A 22,268-nucleotide genomic window follows, 5' to 3' on the forward strand; every position below is an offset into this window, starting at 1 on the left:
ATCAGCCAGGGGTAGGGATGCGAGCAGGTGGGTGATCAACGTGCGATAGGAACTTCTGATGAAGCTGAGGTAGATGTCGAAATGGGTTTTGAACGTTTGCTCGATATCGGGGAGCTTCCTGTCCTGCTGGGCAATAGCGCTAAAGCCGGGCCCGGCAAAGTTAGTCTGTAGGGTCGTATCGTGGTCGATCTTGAACCAGACATCGGTGATGACTTTTCCATCGGGCCGGGTGACGAACCATTTATGCTCAGTGAGTTGGCCGGCTGCATACACATCCGTGAATGTGTAGGTTTGGGGGGCGAGTCTTGCGATGGGGCCGCTGAGCCGAGTCACGGGGGCGGCATAAGTGCTGGCCTCCTTCACCAGCTTCCTGCCATCCGTCACGAACCGGCCGTCTGCGAAGAGCTTCGCCATTTTAAGCCTGGCGATGTTCAACCTCTCGGGGGGGCGGCTATCCAGCCAGTTGACCGCCCGGGTCAAGCTATCGATGGTGAAGTCGAGCTTTTCTGCAGCAGTCTGTATGTCCTGCAGGGTGTAGTGCTCGTCGGCCTTATGGGCAACCAGGCCGTTTGTCACGGCCCATTCCAGCATGGGTTTCAATCTGGTCAGGGTGACGAGTTTCAGGTCATCAGCCGTGGCTTCACTGGCGTATTGGCCAGGGAAGTCGACCAGTTGCTGGAAACTCAGTCTTTGCAGCAACGTCGGGTCGATCGCGTCAGCAAGACCCACACCATGAGCAAAATTTACCCAGACGGTGGAGCTTCGGTAAGGCAGTTGCGACGGTATATCGTGAATCTGGAAGTGCGGCGGGAACAAGGATTGATAAAGACGCGCGAGCAGAATGGATTCGTTCACTGACGCGGCGCGTTTTGAAGACAGCAGATGCGCCTCGAACTCGGCCCGAATCTGCCCATAGCTTTTCCCCCAGTTGGACGAACGTTGCCACGGGTAACCGGCGATACTGTCCGGGCTCTCGTTTTGCTCCTTTTCAAGCCAAAGACGAATGGCGTGGGCGAGCAGCTTGGTGCATATCCCTGCAGCCGTGTCCTCACCGGGTCTGCCGCCAAACCAGCCCAGCACTTGCAATAACCTGGTTGCCAGTTTCCGGGCGTTCGTCGATTGCAGAATAGCCTCCAGATACGCCGAAGGCTTCGCCCGGATTTGCGTCGTCGTCAATGTGTCGATATCCGAAGCGCCCAGGTAGGCCAGCAATGGGGTGTGCGGCGTAGGCAGGAATTGACGCACTGTGTCAGTGATCAGGTTCTCAGTGTGGGGGCTCAGGGCGTCGATGTTTATTCCATGTCCAAGCCCCAGCGTGTGGTGAGCGCGTTTCTCTTCCAGCGCATTCATCGTGGCGTTGCGTTGCTCGGTGTTTTGCCGATTGCATGGGGTAATACCGTAAAACCAGGTCATTCGTGCAAATGTTACTTGGCCGTCGAAACGAATTTGCCCGCCTAATAGTCGAGCAGTTTTTTCAATCTTTGCACGCAGCCCGTTCCAAGAGGGGTCGTTGTTCAGTGGAATCTGAATGGTGGTTTCTCTGTTCCTTGACAGTGTCTCGTAGAGGGCTTTGCCGTCTTTTAAAGTGACGATCAAGTGGTAATGAGGGGCGCTTAGCGTTTTGCACAGCGCCTGATAGTTTTTATCCTGGATGAGCGTGTGCAGTGCTCGTTGTCCGGTTTCATTTTCCAACGCCATGGGTGAACAAAGCCTGGGCTTGACCAGGCTGTCGGCCAACGTCTGCAGCGGTATCTGATGGTTTCGAACGAGCGATAGCATGGCCTCGTAATCGCCCAGCAAACCCTGATGTTTCTCGGCATAAGAGGGTGTCGGGCTCAGACTTGTTGAAAGGCCGGGGGCGGCGGTAGATTGCATATGGAGGTTTCCTGGTGATTAACGAACGTTTCTCTACGCGCCTCGATAAAGTGCAAGGTCTAGAGAAATTCCGTATCAAAACAGTCCAGGCAAACCCGGGGTGGTAGATATGTATGGGGTGCAGGAAAGTTGTAACGGCGTTTGGCAATTACCAGGGCTTTATCACCGCTGTTGTCTCAGGCACCCAGGGGCATGGGGTGTCAAATAGTGTCCGGCCTCTTGCGGGGAGCTGCTACGCCTCCTAGTCTTGCGGGAATGAGCGGTCTGAATGCTGATCGCCTACGCCTATGCAAGGGATCTCATGACTCAAGCGCGGACTCTCGGAACCCCCCGGTTGTTGGGCATCGTCTGGCCTTTTATCGCCGTCGTCCTGTTTCAGGCATTGTTGGGGGGGGTCAGTCTTTACGTGTTGTCTGCGGTGCGCGGCTACGTGGCGGGAGAAAGCCTTTGGTCCAAGGGTCAGAAAGACGCGATTTATTACCTCAATCTTTATGCCGACAGTCGCGACGAAACAATCTTTCAAAAGTACCAGCGGGCCATCGCCGTACCTGAGGGCGGGCATGAGCTGCGGGTGGCCTTGGACCGTCAGCCGCCGGATCTGGAGGCTGCACGGGCGGGAATCCTCAAGGGCGGCAACCACCCGGACGACGTGTCCAGTCTGATCTGGCTCTACCTGAATTTTCGACACTTCAGTTACCTGGAAGAGGCTATCGATCTCTGGACGGTGGGCGACGGCTACCTGATTGAACTGGATGACGTCGCCCGCCAGATGCACAGCCGGATTACCGCAGGTCAGGCTTCTGAGGCAGATATTCGCGGCTGGAAGGCGAAAATCTTTGCCATCAACGATTCCGTCACCCCGGCAGCCAAAGCTTTCAGCGATGCGCTGGGGGAGGGGTCGCGCTTCATCCTGCGCCTGTTGCTGGTGACCAACTTCGCCACCGCACTGGGGTTGATCGTGCTGGCTCTGTTGCGCACGCATAAACTGCTGGCCCAGCGGCAGGTCTTCGCCAATGCCCTGCAACTGGAAAAGGAGCGGGCGCAGATCACCTTGCAGTCCATTGGCGATGGCGTGATCACCACCGATGTGGAAGGGGCAATTGCCTACATGAATCCCGCCGCCGAAGCGATGACTCACTGGAAGGCCGAGCACGCCACGGGACTGCCTCTGGCCGCCCTGTTCAATTTGCTCGATGACAACGCCCAGAGTGAAGGCCTGACCCTGATCGAACATATTCTCAGCGGCCGGCTCGGTGGCGGCAGCGAGCATTCCAAACTGATCCAGCGCCTGGATGGCAGCACTGTGTCCGTCACGCTCGTAGGCGCGCCGATCCGCCATGCCGGCAAGGTCAGCGGAGCGGTGCTGGTGTTGCACGACATGACCCAGGAACGCCAATACATCGCCAACCTGTCGTGGCAAGCCACCCATGATGCGCTGACCGGCCTGGCCAATCGCCGGGAATTTGAATATCGCCTTGAGCAAGCCCTGCACAATCTGACGCGCCAGGTGGGGCGCCATGCATTGATGTTCCTCGACCTGGACCAATTCAAGCTGGTCAATGACACCTGTGGCCATGCGGCGGGTGACGAACTGTTGCGGCATATATGCGCACTGCTGCAATCGGGGCTGCGGGAAAACGACACCCTGGCCCGACTGGGGGGCGATGAGTTCGGTATCTTGCTGGAGAACTGCTCGCCGGAGGCCGCGGAAAAGATCGCCGAAGGGCTGCGCCAGACCGTACAGAACCTGCATTTTGTCTGGAAGGGCCGGCCATTCGTGACCACCGTGAGCATCGGTCTGGTGCATATCGCTCAAAGCCCGACGACGCTGGAGGCGTCCCTGCGTGCCGCCGATATGGCCTGTTACATGGCCAAGGAAAAGGGCCGCAACCGCGTCCAGGTCTATCACGCCGACGACTCGGAGCTGTCCCTGCGCTTTGGCGAGATGGCTTGGGTCCAGCGCTTGCACATGGCCCTGGAGGAGAATCGCTTCTGTCTTTATGCCCAGGAAATCGCCGCGCTGGGTCCGGGCGACCATGGCGGCGGGCATATCGAGATCCTGTTGCGCCTGCATGATGAAGCCGGAAGGATGATTCTGCCGGACAGTTTCATTCCCGCGGCAGAACGCTATGGTTTGATGACTTCCCTGGATCGCTGGGTGGTGGAAAACGTCTTCAAGATCATCCGCCAGTGCCTGAACGATTCGCGACAGGGACCGATGGCCATGTGTGCGATTAATCTGTCAGGCACAACTATCGGAGATCAGGCATTCCTTGATTTCCTGCGTAAACAGTTCGCGGCCTACTCGATTCCACCAGAAATGATTTGTTTTGAAATAACCGAGACCAGTGCTATTTCGAATTTGGGCAGCGCCATCCGCTTTATCAATGAACTCAAGAGCTTGGGTTGTTACTTTTCGCTCGATGACTTTTGTGCCGGAATGTCTTCATTCGCTTACCTGAAACATTTACCTGTAGACTTCCTGAAGATCGACGGGAGTTTCGTAAAGGATATGCTGGACGACCCGATTAACCGTGCAATGGTCGAGGTGATCAATCACATCGGCCACGTCATGGGTAAGCGCACGATTGCCGAGTTTGTTGAAACTACCCAGATCGAGCAGGCGTTGCTGGAGATTGGGGTGGACTACGCTCAAGGGTATGTGATTGAACGCCCGCAGTTGTTTACCTGTGATACGTTGCAATGCAGGCCGGCCCGGCCGCAGCCGATGTTATTCAAGGCCCCCGGCACGTTCCGCTGAACCTCTTGTTGATCCGGAAAAAATCACAATCAAAAGGAGCCCGACAGTGATCGACACATTCAACCGAACAGGCCCGCTCATGGACGCCACAAGCTATCCGAAATGGGCACAACAGCTCATTACCGATTGCAGCGAGAGCAAGCGCCGGGTTGTCGAACACGAGCTGTATCAACGCATGCGCGATAACAAGCTCAGTGCCAAGACCATGCGCCACTACCTTATTGGTGGTTGGCCGGTCGTTGAACAGTTCGCCTTATACATGGCACAGAACCTCACCAAGACACGCTTTGCCCGCCATCCCGGCGAGGACATGGCGCGTCGCTGGCTGATGCGCAACATTCGTGTCGAACTCAACCATGCCGATTACTGGGTCAACTGGAGCGCCGCCCATGGCGTGACCCTGGAAGATCTGCAAGCGCAGCAAGTGCCACCCGAACTCCATGCGCTGAGCCACTGGTGCTGGCATACGAGTTCTTCGGACTCGCTGATCGTGGCCATCGCCGCGACCAACTATGCCATCGAGGGGGCAACCGGGGAGTGGTCGGCACTGGTGTGTTCCAGCGGTATCTACGCGGCGGCTTTCGCCGAGGAAGACCGCAAGCGAGCCATGAAGTGGCTGAAGATGCACGCCCAGTACGATGATGCCCATCCCTGGGAAGCCCTGGAAATCATCTGCACCCTGGCGGGCATGAACCCGAGCAAGGCCTTGCAGATCGAACTGCGCCAGGCTGTCTGCAAGAGCTACGACTACATGTACCTCTTCCTGGAGCGCTGCATGCAACTGGAGCAATCGGAATCGGTGGGGAAAACCTCATCGCCCCGTGAGCGCCTGGCGTTGGCCGGGAGCTGATACCCGATAGCCAACCCAGGTGGGAGCGAGCGTGCTCGCGAAGGGGTCAGGACAGTCAACGGGGAGGTTGATTGCCTGATCGCCATCGCGAGCACGCTCGCTCCCACATTTTTCGACGGTGTTCACAGAATCTGTCATTGCTGGTTTTCAACCCGCCATCGCCAGCCGGTTGCGGCCCTCGCGCTTGGCCACGTACAACGCGTTGTCGGCCCTGCGCAGCAGGCTTTCGACTGACTCACCCGGCAGCAACGTCGCGCAACCCAGGCTGACCGTCAGTTCGATTCTGGTGCCTGCGGCAAAATAATCCTGCGCCTGGGCGGCATGACGCAGTCGTTCTCCGACCAAGGCCGCGGCGTCCCGGCTGGTGTTCGAGAGCAGAATCAGGAATTCTTCGCCGCCGAACCTGAACACCATGTCCACATTGCGCAGCTGATTCTTGATGGCCTCGGCTACGCCCTTCAACACCTCATCGCCGATACCGTGCCCATGACTGTCGTTGACGCGCTTGAAATGATCGATGTCCAGCATCAACAGTGACAGCGGTTGCAAATGACGCTTGGCCATATCAATTTCACGGATCAGCGTCTGGTCCATGGCGATGCGGTTGCCGGTGCCGGTCAGTGGGTCACGCAGGGCGCTTTGGGTCGCGGCGCGGTAGAGCAGAGCATTGCGCAACGGAAACAGCAGCGTCGACAACACAGACTCAAGGTCGGCTTGTTCGGTCTCGGTGAAGCGTTGATTGCGGCGAAACACCAGCTCGCCCAAGTACTCGCTTTCATGGCTGAGGTTGTAGGTGAGGGTGTGATGCCCGCGTTGCCCCAGCTCCAGGCGCAGATCGCTGGGGCTGTGGCGGTAGATCAGCGCGTCCAGCGGCACCAGCCGCTGAACCTCACGAAAAAACAGCCCCAGGATCCGTTGCGGCTCCAGGCTGGTCTGCAATTGCTGGCTCAGCTGCTGACGCAACTGCGAAAGATTGACAGAGCGTGCCACCAGCGGTGACGGCTGGCCAAAGCCCAGGCGCTGCAGTTTGGCGCTGTCGAAATCAATCGCGTTGATCTGGGTTGGCGTTTTCATATGGCGTGAGCCCCTAAGCAAATCTGTCCTGACAGGTTGGGTGAGGCGGCTTTGGGCGGCGCGTCGTACTGGTCCTTCAGTCCCGTAGGACATCTGATTTGAGTTTAGTCCGCTTTACCTGGCAGGCATAAGTCTCATCTCAACATCCATTACCCGCCGAACATGGCGTGTTTGAGGATCTTTAGAGCGAAAGTCGTGCCATTCGGTTCAGTAGAATAAAAACCGATTGTAAATCAATGTATTGACTACAAACGGCGAGCGCGTCGTCGGCATGGGGCGACATGGACTTGGCGGTTCGCCTGGCTACGTATCGGGCGCAGGGACGTCGCGACGGTAAACCGACGCGACGCGAAGGTGAACAATTATTGGGCGTTGAACGCCTGACCGTTGACGCCTGTGCTATCCGGCCCCATGAGGTACAGGTAGACCGGCATGATTTCTTCAGGCGTAGGGTTGTTGAGCGGGTTTTCCCCCGGATAGGCCTGGGCGCGCATGCTGGTGCGGGTGGCGCCGGGGTTGATGCTGTTGGCGCGCATGGGTGCGACGGTCTCGACTTCGTCGGCCAGGGTTTGCATCAGCCCCTCGGTGGCAAACTTGGAGACACCATAAGCCCCCCAGTAAGCCCGTCCCTTACGCCCGACGCTGCTGGAGGTGAACACCACGGACGCGTCCTTGGACAGCTTGAGCAGCGGCAGCAAGGTGCTGGTGAGCATGAACATGGCGTTGACGTTCACCTGCATCACCCGCATGAAGTTCTCGCCGGACAACTGCTCCAGCGGCGTACGCGGGCCGATGATCGAGGCGTTGTGCAGCAGGCCGTCCAGATGGCCGAATTCGGTTTCAATCATCGCCGCCAGTTCATCGTACTGATGGGGCAGGGCGGTTTCGAGGTTGAACGGGATTACCACCGGCTGTGGATGCCCGGCCGCTTCGATTTCATCGTAGACCTGGGTCAGGTTGGCTTCGGTCTTGCCCAGCAGCAATACAGTAGCGCCGTGGGCGGCATAGGCCTTGGCGGCTGCGGCGCCGATGCCGCGACCAGCGCCGGTGACCAGGATGACCCGGCCATTGAGCAGGTCGGGGCGGGCGGAATACTCAAACATAAAAAAACCTCACGAAACAGAACAAATGCGTGGTGATGCGCACGTGTGGCGAAGGGATTGATCTGTGGCGAGGGGATTTATCCCCGCTGGGCTGCGAAGCAGCCCCAAGTTTTTGCAGCTTGGCCTGATGCTGTAGGAGAGGCGCTTCGCGCCTCAGCGGGGATAAATCCCCTCGCCACAAAAGCATCGACAACAGTGAGTACGGTCAGCTCAGCAACTGCACAACGCGTTATCCAGCACTTCACGCAGCGCCGAGGGGTGATCGATCACCACATCCGCGCCCCAATGGTTCGGGTTGTCGTCCGGGTGAATGTAGCCGTAGGTCACCGCGCAGGTCCTGGTACCGGCGCTGCGGCCAGACTCGATGTCCCGCAGGTCGTCGCCCACGAACAATACGCTGGCCGGATCCAGGTCGAGCATCTTGCACGCCAGAGTCAGCGGTTCGGGGTCCGGCTTGCTGTTCTTTACATGGTCGGGGCAGATCAGCACTTTCGAGCGTTCGGCCAGACCTAGCTCCTGCATGATCGGCTCGGCAAAGCGCACCGGTTTGTTGGTGACTACCCCCCAGATCAGGTTGGCGGCCTCAATGTCGGCCAGCACCTGGGCCATGCCGTCAAACAGGTGGCTGTGCACCGCGCAGCCCTTGAGGTAGCGGTCGAGGAATTCCTGGCGCAGTTCCTCGAAACCCGGCGACTCCGGGTCCATGGAGAAGGTCACCGCGACCATCGCCCGGGCGCCGCCGGAAATTTCGTCGCGAATATGCTGCGTGTTCATCGGTGGCAGGCCACGGTCGGCACGCATGGCCTGGCAGATGGCGATGAAGTCCGGCGCGGTGTCGAGCAGCGTGCCGTCCATGTCGAAGAGAACCGCTTTGAGACGCATCGACTTACTCCTCGCGCAAGGTCTGGATCATGTAGTTGACATCAACGTCGGCGGCCAGCTTGTAGTGCTTGGTCAGCGGGTTGTACGTCAGGCCGATGATGTCCTTGACGGTCAGCCCGGCCATGCGGCTCCAGGCCCCCAGCTCCGAAGGCCGGATGAATTTCTTGAAGTCGTGAGTGCCACGTGGCAACAGCTTCATGATGTATTCGGCGCCGATGATGGCGAACAGGTAGGCCTTCGGATTGCGGTTGATGGTGGAGAAGAACACCTGGCCACCGGGCTTGACCATGCGAAAGCACGCGCGGATGACCGATGATGGATCCGGTACGTGTTCAAGCATTTCCAGGCAAGTGACCACATCGAACTGCTCGGGCATTTCCTCGGCCAGGGCTTCGGCGGTGGTCTGCCGGTATTCCACGCTGACGCCGGATTCCAGTTGATGCAGTTGCGCAACCGCCAGCGGTGCTTCGCCCATGTCGATGCCCATCACCGTCGCTCCGCGCTGGGCCATGGCTTCGCTGAGGATGCCGCCGCCGCAGCCGACATCGAGCACCTTCTTGCCAGCCAGGCTGACTCGCTCGTCAATCCAGTTGACCCGCAGCGGGTTGATATCGTGCAGCGGTTTGAATTCGCTTTCACGGTCCCACCAGCGATGGGCCAGGGCTTCGAATTTGGCGATTTCAGCGTGGTCGACGTTGCTCATGTGCAGATCCTCGAAAAACTTGAAAAATCGTAGGGCCCGAGCCGTGGCTCAAGGGGCCTGGTTATTCGTTGTGGCCGCTGATGCGACGACCCCATGCCTGTGCCGTGGCACTGAGCTGCGATTCGTCCAGGCGGGTCAGGCGGCCGTCCTCAAGCAAGGGCTTGCCGGCCACCCACAGATGTTTCACGCAGTCGCGACCGGTGGCGTAGATCAGTTGCGACACCGGGTCATAGACCGGCTGCTGGGCCAGTCCCGACAAGTCAAAGGCCACCAGGTCGGCGGCCTTGCCGACTTCCAGCGAGCCGACCGTCGCTTCGATGCCCAGCGCCCGGGCGCCATTGAGCGTGGCCATGCGCAACGCCCGGTGGGCGTCCAGGGCCGTGGCCGAACCGGCGACGGCCTTGGCCAGCAATGCGGCGGTACGCGTCTCGCCCAACAGGTCCAGATCGTTGTTGCTCGCCGCCCCGTCAGTGCCGACCGCGACATTGACCCCGGCCTGCCACAAGCGCTCCACCGGGCAGAACCCGCTGGCCAGCTTCATGTTCGATTCCGGGCAGTGGATCACGCTACAGTTGCTTTCTACCAGCAACGCCTGGTCTTCATCGCTGACCTGAGTCATGTGCACCGCCTGAAAGCGTGGCCCCAGCAGGCCCAGGCGCCCCAGCCGGGCCATGGGGCGCTCACCGGTGTTATCCACAGCCTGCTGTACTTCGAAGGCGGTTTCGTGAACATGCATATGAATGGCCGCGTCCAGTTCTTCGGCGATCACCCGGATTTTTTCCAGGTTCTCGTCGCCGACGGTGTAGGGCGCATGGGGGCCGAATGCCACTTTGATCCGTGGATGATGCTTGAGGTCGCCAAACAATTCGATGCCCTGACGAATGGCATCGTCGGCGCTGGCGGCACCGGGGATCGGAAAATCGAGGATCGGAATGGCGATTTGTGCGCGGATACCGCTGTTGTGCACACGCTCGCTGGCAACCTTGGGGTAAAAATACATATCCGAGAAACACGTGATGCCGCCCTTGAGCTGCTCGGCGATCGCCAGGTCAGTGCCGTCGCGAACAAAATCTTCGTCGACCCATTTGCCCTCGGCCGGCCAGATGTGTTGTTCAAGCCAGGTCATCAAGGGCAGGTCGTCGGCCAGCCCGCGGAACAGGGTCATCGCCGCATGGCCGTGGGCGTTGATCAATCCGGGGCTCAGGAGCATGCCCGGCAGTTCGCGGACCTGGGCTGCGTCACACTTGAGGGCTTCTGCCCGTGGACCGATGAACACGATGCAGCCGTCGCGGATGCCCAGGCCATGATCCTTGAGCACGACACCGGCGGGTTCGACAGGCACCAACCAGGTCGGCAGCAGTAATAAGTCGAGCGCAACGGCAGGCTTGGGCATCGTGGAACGGTTCCATGGCGTATAAAGGATGGCGAAGTATACCCGAGCGTCTTCGCGGAGGGATCGCTATAATCGGCGGCTTTTGTTCATGAGTGCGGGGTGTGGGATGCGCGATCGACTGTTGGCTGCGGAGAAGGTGAAGGCCATCGATTGGCGTGATGGCGCCCTCTATCTGTTGGATCAGCGTATTTTGCCGTTCGAGGAAACCTGGATCGCCTATACCTCGGCGGCCGGCGTGGCCGAGGCCATTCGCTCGATGGTGGTGCGGGGCGCGCCGGCCATCGGCATCAGTGCGGCCTATGGCGTGGTGCTGGCAGCGCGGGCGCGGGTGGCCGAGGGCGGGGACTGGCAGGCGGCGCTGGAAGCTGATTTTGCCCTGCTGGCCAACTCGCGGCCGACAGCGGTGAACCTGTTTTGGGCGCTTGACCGGATGCGCGACCGGCTGGGGCGCTTGAAAGAGCATGCCGAACCGCTGGCTGCCCTTGAGGCCGAAGCCATCGCCATCCATGAAAGCGACCGCGAAGCCAACCTGACCATGGCTCAGTTGGGTGTCGACCTGATCCGCAAGCATCAGGGCAACGCCCAGGCCATCCTGACCCATTGCAATACCGGCGCCCTGGCCACCGGCGGCTTTGGCACGGCCCTTGGCGTGATCCGGGGGGCGTTCCTCGAGGGCATGGTCGAGCGCGTCTACGCCGACGAAACCCGTCCGTGGCTGCAAGGCTCGCGCCTCACCGCGTGGGAGTTGGCCAATGAAGGCATCCCGGTGACCCTCAATGCCGATTCCGCCGCCGCCCACATCATGAAGACCAAGGGCGTGACTTGGGTCATCGTCGGCGCCGACCGCATCACGGCCAATGGCGACGTGGCGAACAAGATCGGCACCTATCAACTGGCGGTCTGCGCCATGCACCATGGCGTGCGCTTCATGGTGGTGGCGCCGAGTTCGACCATCGACATGAACTTGGCCAGCGGCGAAGACATTCCGATTGAAGAGCGCGACGGGCGCGAACTGCTGGAGGTTGGCGGCAAGCGGGTCGGGGCGGAGGTGGATGCCTTCAACCCGGTGTTCGACGTCACCCCGGCGGACCTGATCGACGCCATTGTCACCGAGAAAGGCATCGTCGAGCGCCCGGATACGGCGAAGATGGCGCAGTTGATGTGTCGCAAGCGGTTGCACTGAAGGCTTTGAGTGGCGGGTCTGCCGCTATCGCGAGCGGGCTCGCTCCCACATTGGATCGGTGTTGTGGCCGGAATCTTCGGCATACACAGATCCCCCGTGGGAGCGAGCCCGCTCGCGATGAGGCCCTGAAAGTCAGCAAATGAGCCTGAATTGAACCTCAAATCTGCTTTCGGCAAGCCTCTAAGCCCCTCTCGTCCCATATCAGCCTGTCACCGGTCAACTAACTATGCTCCATGCGCATCAGGGGGATAGGTGCGTGGCGGCTCTTGTGATAACATCCGGCGGTTTCCAGGGCTGCCTCACGAGGTGGCCTTTACTGCGCAGATCCATGGCATAACTCGTTGATTTGTCGTAAGTCGCTGCATGGCACTTGTTCTGCAGCGGCGAGCTTCGTTCGTCCCATCTGGATGTGACGAGGTTTCACCAGAAAAAGGAATCAGGCTTCTCATGGGCGAACTGGCCAAAGAAATCCTCCCGGTCAATATCGAAGACGAGCTGAAACAGTCCTACCTCGACTACGCAATGAGCGTAATCGTCGGGCGGGCGCTGCCGGATGCGCGCGATGGCTTGAAGCCCGTGCACCGGCGCGTGCTGTTCGCGATGAGCGAGCTGGGCAACGACTTCAACAAGCCGTACAAGAAATCAGCCCGTGTCGTCGGTGACGTGATCGGTAAGTATCACCCCCACGGTGACACCGCCGTGTACGACACCATCGTCCGGATGGCCCAGCCATTCTCCCTGCGCTACTTGCTGGTAGACGGCCAGGGCAACTTCGGTTCCGTGGACGGCGACAACGCCGCGGCCATGCGATACACCGAAGTGCGCATGACCAAGCTGGCCCACGAACTGCTGGCCGACCTGCATAAGGAAACCGTGGACTGGGTGCCGAACTACGACGGCACCGAAATGATCCCGGCGGTCATGCCGACCCGTATCCCGAACCTGCTGGTCAACGGCTCCAGCGGTATCGCCGTGGGCATGGCGACCAACATCCCGCCGCACAACCTCGGTGAAGTCATCGACGGTTGCCTGGCCCTCATCGACAATCCCGAGCTGACGGTCGATGAGTTGATGCAGTACATCCCTGGTCCTGACTTCCCGACCGCTGCGATCATCAACGGTCGCGCCGGTATCATCGAAGCCTACCGCACCGGTCGCGGCCGCATTTACATGCGCGCCCGCTCGACCATCGAAGACATCGACAAGGTCGGTGGTCGCCAGCAGATCGTCATCACCGAACTCCCATACCAGCTGAACAAGGCCCGTCTGATCGAGAAGATCGCCGAGCTGGTGAAAGAGAAGAAGCTTGAAGGCATCACCGAGCTGCGGGACGAGTCCGACAAGGACGGCATGCGCGTCGTGATCGAACTGCGTCGCGGCGAAGTGCCCGAGGTGATCCTCAACAACCTCTATGCCCAGACCCAGCTGCAAGCGGTGTTCGGCATCAACATCGTGGCGCTGATCGACGGCCGTCCGAGGATCCTGAACCTCAAGGATCTGCTGGAAGCCTTCGTGCGTCACCGTCGCGAAGTGGTCACCCGCCGCACCGTGTTCGAGCTGCGCAAGGCCCGCGAGCGTGGTCATATCCTCGAAGGCCAGGCCGTTGCCCTGTCGAACATCGACCCGGTCATCGCTCTGATCAAGGCCTCGCCAACCCCGTCGGAAGCCAAGGAAGCGCTGATCAGCACGCCTTGGGAATCCACCGCGGTAGTGGCGATGGTCGAGCGTGCCGGCGCCGACTCGTGCCGTCCGGAAAACCTCGACCCGCAATACGGCCTGCGCGATGGCAAGTACTTCCTGTCCCCGGAACAGGCGCAAGCCATCCTGGAACTGCGCCTGCACCGCCTGACCGGCCTGGAACACGAGAAGCTGCTGGCTGAATACCAGGAAATCCTCAACCAGATCGGCGAGCTGATCCGCATCCTCAACAGCGCCACGCGCCTGATGGAAGTGATCCGCGAAGAATTGGAAGTGATCCGCGCCGAATACGGCGACGTGCGCCGCACCGAGATTCTCGATGCGCGCCTGGACCTGACCCTGGGTGACATGATCCCGGAAGAAGAGCGCGTGGTGACCATTTCCCACGGCGGCTACGCCAAGACCCAGCCGTTGGCCGCCTATCAGGCCCAGCGTCGCGGTGGTAAAGGCAAGTCGGCCACAGGCGTCAAGGACGAGGACTACATCGCTCACCTGCTGGTTGCCAACAGCCACACCACGCTGTTGCTGTTCTCCAGCAAGGGCAAGGTGTACTGGCTCAAGACCTACGAAATCCCCGAAGCGTCCCGTGCCGCCCGTGGTCGTCCGCTGGTCAACCTGCTGCCGCTCGATAGCGATGAGTACATCACTACCATGCTGCCGGTGGAGGAATACACCGAAGGTCATTACATCTTCATGGCCACCGCCAAGGGCACCGTGAAGAAGACTCCGCTGGAATCCTTCAGTCGTCAGCGCAGTGTCGGCCTGATCGCCCTGGAGCTGGACGAGGGCGACGTGCTGATTTCCGCTGCCATCACCGACGGTGAGCGTGAGGTCATGCTGTTCTCCGACGGCGGCAAGGTTACCCGTTTCAAGGAATCCGACGTTCGCGCCATGGGCCGTACCGCCCGCGGTGTGCGCGGCATGCGCCTGCCGGAAGGTCAGAAGCTGATTTCCATGCTGATCCCCGAAGAAGGCAGCCAGATCCTCACCGCTTCGGCGCGTGGTTATGGCAAGCGCACGGCCATCAGCGAATTCCCTGAGTACAAGCGTGGCGGCCAGGGCGTGATCGCCATGGTCAGCAACGACCGTAACGGTCGTCTGGTCGGCGCTGTCCAGGTGCTCGATGGCGAGGAGATCATGTTGATCTCCGACCAGGGCACCTTGGTGCGCACGCGGGTGGCCGAAGTGTCGAGCCTGGGTCGTAACACCCAGGGTGTGACGCTGATCAAGCTGGCCAGCGACGAAACGCTGGTCGGGCTTGAGCGCGTGCAGGAGCCATCGGAAGTCGAAGGCGAGGAGCTGGAAGGCGAGGAGGGCGTGGCGTTCGACGGTACTCTTGCTACCGACGTTGACGACATGACCGGCGACCAACCGCTCGACGCTGCCGCAGACGAAGAAGAACCGCAGGACTAAGCGGACATGCAGGGGGCGGATGAAGATTCGCCCCCTTGTTGTTTGTCCTGTTTGAAAATTTGCGACACTGCACATGACGCGCAACTGTGGGAGCGAGCCTGCTCGCGATAACGGACTGACATTCAACATGGATGCTGACTGTTACATCGCTATCGCGAGCAGGCTCGCTCCCACATTTGGGTCATGTGTTGATTGAAGATTGATGTGACCACCAGATCAGAGCGAGATTGGATGTGAGCAAGAGAGCCTATAACTTCTGTGCCGGCCCGGCGGCGCTTCCTGAAGCGGTCCTGAAGCGTGCCCAAGGTGAACTTCTCGACTGGCATGGCAAGGGCCTGTCCGTCATGGAAATGAGCCATCGCAGCGATGAGTTCGTGTCCATTGCCACCAAGGCCGAGCAGGACTTGCGTGATCTGCTGAGCATCCCCTCCAACTACAAGGTGCTGTTCCTGCAGGGCGGCGCCAGCCAGCAGTTTGCGCAGATCCCGCTGAACCTGCTGCCCGAAAGCGGCAAGGCCGACTACATCGACACCGGGATCTGGTCGCAGAAAGCCATCGAAGAAGCCTCGCGCTACGGCCACGTCAATGTCGCGGCCACGGCCAAGCCCTACGACTATTTCGCCATTCCCGGCCAGAACGAGTGGAACCTGTCCAAGGACGCGGCCTACGTTCATTACGCGCCGAACGAAACCATCGGCGGCCTGGAATTCAACTGGATTCCGGAAACCGGCGACGTGCCATTGGTGGCTGACATGTCTTCGGACATCCTGTCGCGCCCGGTGGATATCTCCCGTTTCGGCATGATCTACGCCGGCGCCCAGAAGAACATCGGTCCCAGCGGCATCCTGGTCAGCATCATTCGCGAAGACCTGCTGGGACGCGCCCGTTCCTTGTGCCCGACCATGCTCAACTACAAGGTCGCCGCCGACAATGGCTCGATGTACAACACCCCGCCGACCCTGGCCTGGTACCTGTCCGGCCTGGTATTCGAGTGGCTGAAAGAACAGGGCGGTGTCGAGGCCATCGGCAAGCTCAACGAAGTGAAGCAGCGCACGCTCTATGACTTCATTGACGCCAGCGGCCTCTACAGCAATCCGATCAACAAGACTGATCGTTCGTGGATGAACGTACCGTTCCGCCTGGCCGACGATCGTCTCGATAAGCCGTTCCTGGCCGGTGCTGACGAGCGCGGGCTGCTGAACCTCAAGGGTCACCGTTCGGTCGGCGGCATGCGCGCTTCCATCTACAACGCCGTCGATATCAACGCGGTCAATGCGTTGATTTCCTACATGGCAGAGTTCGAGAAGGAACATGGTTGATGTCTGAGCAAGAACTCAAGGCGCTGCGCCTGCGCATCGATGCCCTGGACGAAAAGGTCCTGGAGCTGATCAGCGAGCGCGCGCGCTGCGCCCAGGAAGTGGCGCGGGTGAAAATGGCCTCCCTGGCCGAAGGCGAAGTGCCGGTGTTCTATCGCCCGGAGCGTGAAGCGCAGGTACTCAAGCGTGTCATGGAGCGCAACAAGGGGCCTCTGGGCAACGAAGAAATGGCGCGGTTGTTCCGCGAGATCATGTCTTCGTGCCTGGCCCTCGAGCAGCCTCTGAAAGTCGCTTACCTGGGCCCGGAAGGCACCTTCACCCAGGCGGCCGCCATGAAGCATTTCGGCCACGCCGTGATCAGCAAGCCGATGGCGGCCATCGACGAAGTCTTCCGTGAAGTGGCGGCGGGCGCGGTGAACTTCGGCGTGGTGCCGGTGGAAAACTCCACCGAAGGCGCGGTCAACCACACGCTGGACAGTTTCCTTGAGCACGACATGGTGATCTGCGGCGAAGTCGAGCTGCGCATCCACCATCACCTGCTGGTGGGGGAGAACACCAAGACCGACAGCATCAGCCGAATCTACTCCCACGCCCAGTCACTGGCCCAGTGCCGCAAGTGGCTGGATGCCCATTACCCGAATGTCGAGCGCGTGGCGGTCTCCAGCAACGCCGAGGCGGCGAAGCGGGTCAAGGGTGAATGGAACTCGGCGGCGATTGCCGGCGACATGGCAGCCGGCCTCTACGGCCTGACCCGCCTGGCGGAAAAAATCGAGGATCGCCCGGACAACTCCACGCGATTCCTGATGATTGGCAGCCAGGAAGTGCCGCCGACCGGCGACGACAAGACGTCGATCATCGTCTCCATGAGCAACAAGCCCGGCGCGCTCCATGAGCTGCTGGTGCCGTTCCATGACAATGGCATCGATCTGACACGGATCGAGACCCGTCCGTCGCGCAGCGGTAAATGGACCTACGTGTTTTTCATCGATTTTGTCGGCCACCACCGCGATCCACTGGTAAAAGGTGTGCTGGAAAAAATCAGTCAGGAAGCAGTGGCACTCAAGGTGCTGGGTTCCTACCCCAAAGCAGTTCTTTAAGGGCGGATAGCTAATGAGTGGCAACTTCCTCGCTCTGGCTCAGCCAGGCGTGCAACAACTCTCGCCTTACGTTCCAGGCAAGCCGGTGGACGAATTGGCTCGTGAGCTGGATCTGGACCCGGCCAGCATCGTCAAGCTGGCAAGCAACGAAAACCCTTTGGGGGCGAGCCCCAAGGCGCTGGAAGCGATCCGTGACGAGCTGGCCGAGCTGACCCGTTATCCCGACGGCAACGGTTTCGCCCTCAAAAGCCTGCTGGCCGAGCGCTGTGGCGTGGAGTTGAGCCAGGTCACCCTGGGCAACGGTTCCAATGACATTCTCGAGCTGGTGGCGCGTGCCTATCTGGCGCCGGGCCTCAACGCCGTGTTCAGCGAGCATGCGTTTGCGGTCTACCCGATCGCCACCCAGGCTGTCGGCGCCGACGCCCATGTGGTGCCGGCCAAGGATTGGGGGCACGACCTGCCCGCCATGCTGGCGGCCATCGACGCCAACACGCGGGTCGTCTTCATCGCCAACCCAAACAACCCGACCGGCACCTGGTTCGATGCCCAGGCGTTGGACGACTTCCTGCAGGACGTGCCCGAGCACGTGCTGGTGGTGCTGGATGAGGCCTACATCGAATACGCCGAAGGCAGCGATTTGCCCGATGGCCTGGATTTTCTCGCCGCCTACCCGAACCTGCTGGTCTCGCGCACGTTCTCCAAGGCCTATGGCCTGGCGTCTTTGCGGGTTGGCTATGGCTTGTCCACCGCCGTGGTGGCCGATGTGCTCAACCGCGTGCGGCAGCCATTCAACGTCAACAGCTTTGCCTTGGCCGCTGCCTGCGCTGCGCTCGGGGACGACGCCTACCTGGCCGAAAGTCGCCGCCTGAACGAGGCTGGCATGCGGCAGTTGGAAGCCGGGTTCCGCGAGCTGGGCCTGAGCTGGATTCCATCCAAAGGCAACTTCATCTGCGTCGACCTGGGCCGTGTTGCAGCCCCGGTGTTCCAGGGCTTGCTGCGCGAGGGTGTGATCGTGCGTCCGGTGGCCAACTACGGCATGCCGAACCACCTGCGCGTCACCATTGGCCTGCCAGCGGAAAACAGCCGCTTTCTCGAGGCGTTGAGCAAGGTTCTGGCTCGTGGTTGATGTCACTTCACTGCAATCTGCTGCACCTATGATCGGTCGCCTGGTGGTGGTCGGTCTGGGGTTGATCGGCGGCTCTTTCGCCAAAGGCCTGCGCGAAAGCGGTCTGTGTCGTGAAGTGGTGGGTGTCGATCTGGACCCGCAGTCGCGTCGGCTGGCGGTGGAACTGGGAGTGGTGGATCGCTGCGAGGACGACCTGGCGATTGCTTGCCAGGGTGCGGACGTGATCCAGTTGGCCGTGCCGATCCTGGCCATGGAGAAGCTGCTGGCACGCCTGGCGACCATGGACCTGGGGCAGGCGATTCTCACGGACGTCGGCAGTGCCAAGGGCAATGTCGTGCGGGCGGCCACCGAAGCCTTCGGCGGGATGCCGGCGCGCTTTGTGCCCGGTCATCCGATTGCCGGTTCCGAGCAGAGCGGGGTGGAAGCCTCCAACGCCGAACTGTTTCGTCGTCACAAAGTAATATTGACGCCACTGGACCAGACCGATCCGGCTGCGCTGGCAGTGGTGGATCGCCTGTGGCGCGAGCTGGGTGCGGACGTCGAGCACATGCAGGTCGAGCGCCACGATGAAGTATTGGCCGCCACCAGCCATTTGCCACACCTGTTGGCGTTCGGTCTGGTGGATTCATTGGCCAAACGCAATGAAAATCTTGAGATCTTCCGTTACGCTGCCGGCGGTTTCCGCGATTTCACGAGAATCGCCGGTAGCGACCCGGTCATGTGGCACGACATCTTCCTCGCCAACCGCGAAGCTGTCCTGCGCACACTCGATACATTTCGCAGCGACCTCGACGCCTTGCGCGACGCGGTCGATGCAGGGGACGGGCACCAATTGCTGGGCGTTTTCACACGCGCCAGGGTGGCCCGCGAGCATTTCAGTAAAATCCTGGCCCGTCGGGCCTATGTGGACGCTATGAACTCCAACGATCTGATTTTCCTGGCACAACCTGGTGGCTCCCTGAGTGGGCGTATTCGTGTACCGGGCGATAAATCGATTTCCCATCGTTCGATCATGCTCGGCTCCCTGGCCGAAGGCGTGACCGAAGTGGAAGGCTTTCTCGAAGGTGAAGACGCCCTGGCGACGCTGCAAGCGTTCCGCGACATGGGCGTGGTCATCGAAGGCCCGCATCACGGTCGCGTGACCATTCATGGTGTCGGCCTGCACGGCCTCAAGCCGGCTCCGGGGCCGATCTACCTGGGCAACTCCGGCACGTCGATGCGCCTGCTGTCCGGCCTGCTGGCCGCCCAGGACTTCGACAGCACCCTGACCGGTGACGCTTCGCTGTCCAAGCGGCCGATGAATCGCGTGGCCAACCCCCTGCGGGAAATGGGTGCGGTGATCGAGACGGCGGCCGAAGGTCGTCCGCCAATGACCATTCGCGGTGGCAACAAGCTCAAGGGCCTGACCTACACCATGCCGATGGCCAGCGCCCAGGTGAAATCCTGCCTGCTGTTGGCCGGTCTCTATGCCGAAGGCAAGACCACTGTCACCGAGCCGGCCCCGACCCGCGACCACACCGAGCGCATGCTGCGCGGCTTCGGCTACCCGGTCACGGTCAACGGCGCCACGGCCTCCGTCGAGTCCGGCAGCAAACTGACCGCGACCCACATTGAAGTGCCGGGCGATATCTCGTCCTCGGCGTTCTTCCTGGTGGCCGCCTCGATTGCCGAAGGCTCCGAGCTGGTGCTCGAGCATGTGGGCATCAACCCGACCCGTACCGGTGTGATCGACATCCTGCGCCTGATGGGCGCTGACATCACTCTGGAAAACCAGCGTGAAGTGGGCGGCGAGCCGGTTGCAGACCTGCGCGTACGAGCAGCTAAACTCAAGGGTATCGAGATTCCCGAAGCGCTGGTGCCACTGGCCATTGACGAATTCCCGGTACTATTCGTGGCGGCGGCCTGTGCCGAAGGGCGCACCGTGCTGACCGGCGCCGAAGAGCTTCGGGTTAAGGAATCGGATCGTATCCAGGTGATGGCTGATGGCCTGATCGCGTTGGGCGTGAAATGCCAGCCGACGCCGGACGGCATCATCATCGACGGCGGCCAGATCGGCGGCGGCGAAGTCCATGGTCACGGTGATCACCGTATCGCCATGGCCTTCAGTGTTGCGTCTTTGCGCGCCAGTGCGCCGATCCGCATCCATGATTGCGCCAACGTCGCGACGTCGTTCCCGAACTTCCTGGCACTGTGTGCCCAGGTCGGTATTCGAGTAGCACAAGAGGCACAGTCGTGAACATCAAGGCACCGGTTATCACCATCGATGGCCCAAGCGGTTCGGGCAAGGGCACCATCGCCGGAATACTGGCCAAACAATTGGGCTGGAACCTGCTTGATTCGGGCGCCTTGTATCGTCTGCTGGCGTTCGCCGCGGCCAATCATGGCGTCGATCTGACCAACGAAGAGCTGCTCAAGGCCCTGGCTGCGCATCTGGACGTGCAGTTCATCGCGGCGACCGACGGTCAGCTGCAGCGCATCATTCTGGAGGGTGACGAAGTCAGCAATGTCATTCGTACCGAAAGCGTCGGGGCCGGGGCCTCCCAGGTCGCCGCGCTGCCGGCGGTGCGCGAGGCGTTGCTACAGCGCCAGCGCGCTTTCCAGGAGCCGCCCGGATTAGTGGCCGATGGGCGCGACATGGGGACCGTGGTGTTTCCCGATGCCCCGCTGAAGATTTTCCTCACCGCCAGTGCCGAGGAGAGGGCTCGTCGCCGATATTTGCAGTTGAAGGGCAAAGGCGAGGATGTTAGTCTGTCGAGTCTGCTAGATGAGATCCGTGCACGCGACGAGCGTGACACCCAGCGCGCAGTAGCCCCGCTCAAGCCGGCGGCTGACGCGATACAGCTGGATTCCACGGAGTTGTCCATCGATCAGGTGTTGCAACGCATCATGAGCGAAATCGCCATCCGCGATATCGCCGGGTGACCAGGAAGCTCCGCAGGGGACCAGTCATAGTCCTGCGGTGCTTCTTTTATATGAAACTAACCCACACCGTCTGGGGTGTGGAGGCGGGCGTATTCTTCGCCCTAATCAACAGGAATTAAAATGAGCGAAAGCTTTGCGGAACTCTTTGAAGAAAGCCTGAAAACCCTGAACCTTCAGGCAGGCTCCATCATCACCGGTGTTATCGTTGATATCGATTACCAAGCTCGCTGGGTAACCGTTCACGCTGGTCTGAAGTCTGAAGCACTCATCCCGCTTGAGCAGTTCTACAACGACGCTGGCGAACTGAACATCAACGTCGGTGACGAAGTTCACGTTGCGCTGGACTCGGTTGAAGATGGCTTCGGTGAAACCAAGCTGTCCCGTGAAAAAGCCAAGCGCGCTGAATGCTGGATCGTTCTGGAAGCGGCTTTCGCAGCTGAGGAAGTGGTCAAGGGCGTTATCAACGGTAAGGTTAAAGGCGGCTTCACTGTCGACGTTAACGGCATCCGTGCGTTCCTGCCAGGTTCCCTGGTTGACGTCCGTCCAGTGCGCGACACCACGCACTTGGAAGGCAAAGAGCTGGAATTCAAGGTCATCAAGCTGGACCAGAAGCGCAACAACGTTGTCGTTTCCCGTCGCAGTGTCCTGGAAGCCGAGAACTCCGCCGAGCGTGAAGCTCTGCTGGAATCGCTGCAGGAAGGCCAGCAGGTCAAGGGTATCGTCAAGAACCTCACCGATTACGGCGCATTCGTTGATCTGGGTGGCGTCGATGGCCTGCTGCACATCACCGACATGGCCTGGAAGCGTATCAAGCATCCTTCGGAAATCGTCAACGTTGGCGACGAGATCGATGTCAAGGTTCTGAAGTACGA

15 protein-coding genes and 1 pseudogene are annotated in these 22,268 nt (G+C 60.4%); 10 read left to right on the forward strand and 6 right to left on the reverse strand.

What is annotated here, in order from left to right; genetic code table 11:
* Positions 1–1,875, reverse strand: a pseudogene (locus tag GSM73_RS06670) (hypothetical protein); the annotation flags it as partial.
* A 301-nt stretch (positions 1,876–2,176) separates the two neighbouring features.
* On the opposite strand from GSM73_RS06670, the gene GSM73_RS06675 reads away from it, so the two are divergent.
* A complete protein-coding gene (locus tag GSM73_RS06675; RefSeq protein ID WP_160892027.1) occupies positions 2,177–4,636 on the forward strand; it encodes an EAL domain-containing protein in 2,460 nt (819 codons plus the stop codon).
* 79 nt (positions 4,637–4,715) lie between these two features.
* A complete protein-coding gene (locus tag GSM73_RS06680) occupies positions 4,716–5,486 on the forward strand; it encodes a TenA family transcriptional regulator (RefSeq protein ID WP_218575624.1) in 771 nt (256 codons plus the stop codon).
* A 147-nt stretch (positions 5,487–5,633) separates the two neighbouring features.
* Here GSM73_RS06680 and GSM73_RS06685 read toward each other — a convergent pair whose 3' ends face one another.
* The 5 genes from GSM73_RS06685 to GSM73_RS06705 form a co-directional block, all read right to left on the reverse strand.
* Positions 5,634–6,560, reverse strand: a complete 927-nt coding sequence (locus GSM73_RS06685) for a GGDEF domain-containing protein (protein WP_047226301.1) — start codon at positions 6,558–6,560, stop codon at positions 5,634–5,636.
* A 362-nt stretch (positions 6,561–6,922) separates the two neighbouring features.
* On the reverse strand, positions 6,923–7,663 hold the full coding sequence (locus GSM73_RS06690) for a YciK family oxidoreductase (protein ID WP_047226302.1): 741 nt from the start codon (positions 7,661–7,663) through the stop codon (positions 6,923–6,925).
* Positions 7,664–7,873: 210 nt separating this feature from the next.
* The gene (gene mupP / locus GSM73_RS06695; RefSeq protein WP_160891924.1) at positions 7,874–8,545 is read right to left on the reverse strand and encodes an N-acetylmuramic acid 6-phosphate phosphatase MupP; all 672 of its coding nucleotides are present in this window, start codon (positions 8,543–8,545) and stop codon (positions 7,874–7,876) included.
* A 4-nt stretch (positions 8,546–8,549) separates the two neighbouring features.
* Positions 8,550–9,248 carry a bifunctional 2-polyprenyl-6-hydroxyphenol methylase/3-demethylubiquinol 3-O-methyltransferase UbiG gene (gene ubiG / locus GSM73_RS06700; RefSeq protein WP_047226304.1) on the reverse strand — a complete coding sequence of 233 codons (699 nt, stop codon included), beginning with the start codon at positions 9,246–9,248 and terminating at the stop codon, positions 8,550–8,552.
* 61 nt (positions 9,249–9,309) lie between these two features.
* Positions 9,310–10,641: a TRZ/ATZ family hydrolase gene (locus GSM73_RS06705; protein ID WP_160891926.1), complete on the reverse strand. Its 1,332-nt coding sequence runs from the start codon at positions 10,639–10,641 to the stop codon at positions 9,310–9,312.
* 106 nt (positions 10,642–10,747) lie between these two features.
* Between GSM73_RS06705 and mtnA the strand changes: the two genes are divergently transcribed.
* From mtnA to GSM73_RS27055, 8 genes are all read left to right on the forward strand, one after another.
* A complete protein-coding gene (gene mtnA, locus GSM73_RS06710) occupies positions 10,748–11,824 on the forward strand; it encodes an S-methyl-5-thioribose-1-phosphate isomerase (protein ID WP_047226306.1) in 1,077 nt (358 codons plus the stop codon).
* Positions 11,825–12,271: 447 nt separating this feature from the next.
* Positions 12,272–14,935: a DNA gyrase subunit A gene (gene gyrA / locus GSM73_RS06715; protein ID WP_047226307.1), complete on the forward strand. Its 2,664-nt coding sequence runs from the start codon at positions 12,272–12,274 to the stop codon at positions 14,933–14,935.
* 233 nt (positions 14,936–15,168) lie between these two features.
* A complete protein-coding gene (gene serC / locus GSM73_RS06720) occupies positions 15,169–16,254 on the forward strand; it encodes a 3-phosphoserine/phosphohydroxythreonine transaminase (protein WP_047226308.1) in 1,086 nt (361 codons plus the stop codon).
* Positions 16,254–17,348 carry a prephenate dehydratase gene (pheA, locus tag GSM73_RS06725; protein WP_003199233.1) on the forward strand — a complete coding sequence of 365 codons (1,095 nt, stop codon included), beginning with the start codon at positions 16,254–16,256 and terminating at the stop codon, positions 17,346–17,348. Before serC ends, pheA begins: the two co-directional genes overlap by 1 nt.
* A gap of 13 nt (positions 17,349–17,361) precedes the next feature.
* Positions 17,362–18,474 carry a histidinol-phosphate transaminase gene (gene hisC, locus GSM73_RS06730; protein ID WP_047226309.1) on the forward strand — a complete coding sequence of 371 codons (1,113 nt, stop codon included), beginning with the start codon at positions 17,362–17,364 and terminating at the stop codon, positions 18,472–18,474.
* A 28-nt stretch (positions 18,475–18,502) separates the two neighbouring features.
* Positions 18,503–20,710 carry a bifunctional prephenate dehydrogenase/3-phosphoshikimate 1-carboxyvinyltransferase gene (locus GSM73_RS06735; RefSeq protein ID WP_047226310.1) on the forward strand — a complete coding sequence of 736 codons (2,208 nt, stop codon included), beginning with the start codon at positions 18,503–18,505 and terminating at the stop codon, positions 20,708–20,710.
* Complete coding sequence (cmk, locus tag GSM73_RS06740; protein ID WP_047226311.1) at positions 20,707–21,396, forward strand: (d)CMP kinase; 690 nt, start codon at positions 20,707–20,709, stop codon at positions 21,394–21,396. The genes GSM73_RS06735 and cmk overlap by 4 nt, the downstream gene beginning before the upstream one ends.
* A gap of 120 nt (positions 21,397–21,516) precedes the next feature.
* The coding region (locus GSM73_RS27055) for a S1 RNA-binding domain-containing protein (protein ID WP_256676750.1) at positions 21,517–22,268 on the forward strand (752 nt) is incomplete at its 3' end.

The sequence above is a fragment of the Pseudomonas sp. PICF6 genome (assembly GCF_009831705.1).
GTDB classification, from domain to species: Bacteria; Pseudomonadota; Gammaproteobacteria; order Pseudomonadales; family Pseudomonadaceae; genus Aquipseudomonas; species Aquipseudomonas rhizophila.

Coding starts and splice junctions, on each gene's coding strand:
- mupP (WP_160891924.1), bottom strand. CDS start 8,545: ATGCGTCTCAAAGCGGTTCTCTTCGACATGGACGGCACGCTGCTCGAC.
- hisC (WP_047226309.1), top strand. CDS start 17,362: ATGAGTGGCAACTTCCTCGCTCTGGCTCAGCCAGGCGTGCAACAACTC.
- GSM73_RS06675 (WP_160892027.1), top strand. CDS start 2,177: ATGACTCAAGCGCGGACTCTCGGAACCCCCCGGTTGTTGGGCATCGTC.
- GSM73_RS06735 (WP_047226310.1), top strand. CDS start 18,503: ATGATCGGTCGCCTGGTGGTGGTCGGTCTGGGGTTGATCGGCGGCTCT.
- ubiG (WP_047226304.1), bottom strand. CDS start 9,248: ATGAGCAACGTCGACCACGCTGAAATCGCCAAATTCGAAGCCCTGGCC.
- GSM73_RS06680 (WP_218575624.1), top strand. CDS start 4,716: ATGGACGCCACAAGCTATCCGAAATGGGCACAACAGCTCATTACCGAT.
- pheA (WP_003199233.1), top strand. CDS start 16,254: ATGTCTGAGCAAGAACTCAAGGCGCTGCGCCTGCGCATCGATGCCCTG.
- mtnA (WP_047226306.1), top strand. CDS start 10,748: ATGCGCGATCGACTGTTGGCTGCGGAGAAGGTGAAGGCCATCGATTGG.
- gyrA (WP_047226307.1), top strand. CDS start 12,272: ATGGGCGAACTGGCCAAAGAAATCCTCCCGGTCAATATCGAAGACGAG.
- GSM73_RS06685 (WP_047226301.1), bottom strand. CDS start 6,560: ATGAAAACGCCAACCCAGATCAACGCGATTGATTTCGACAGCGCCAAA.
- GSM73_RS06690 (WP_047226302.1), bottom strand. CDS start 7,663: ATGTTTGAGTATTCCGCCCGCCCCGACCTGCTCAATGGCCGGGTCATC.
- GSM73_RS06705 (WP_160891926.1), bottom strand. CDS start 10,641: ATGCCCAAGCCTGCCGTTGCGCTCGACTTATTACTGCTGCCGACCTGG.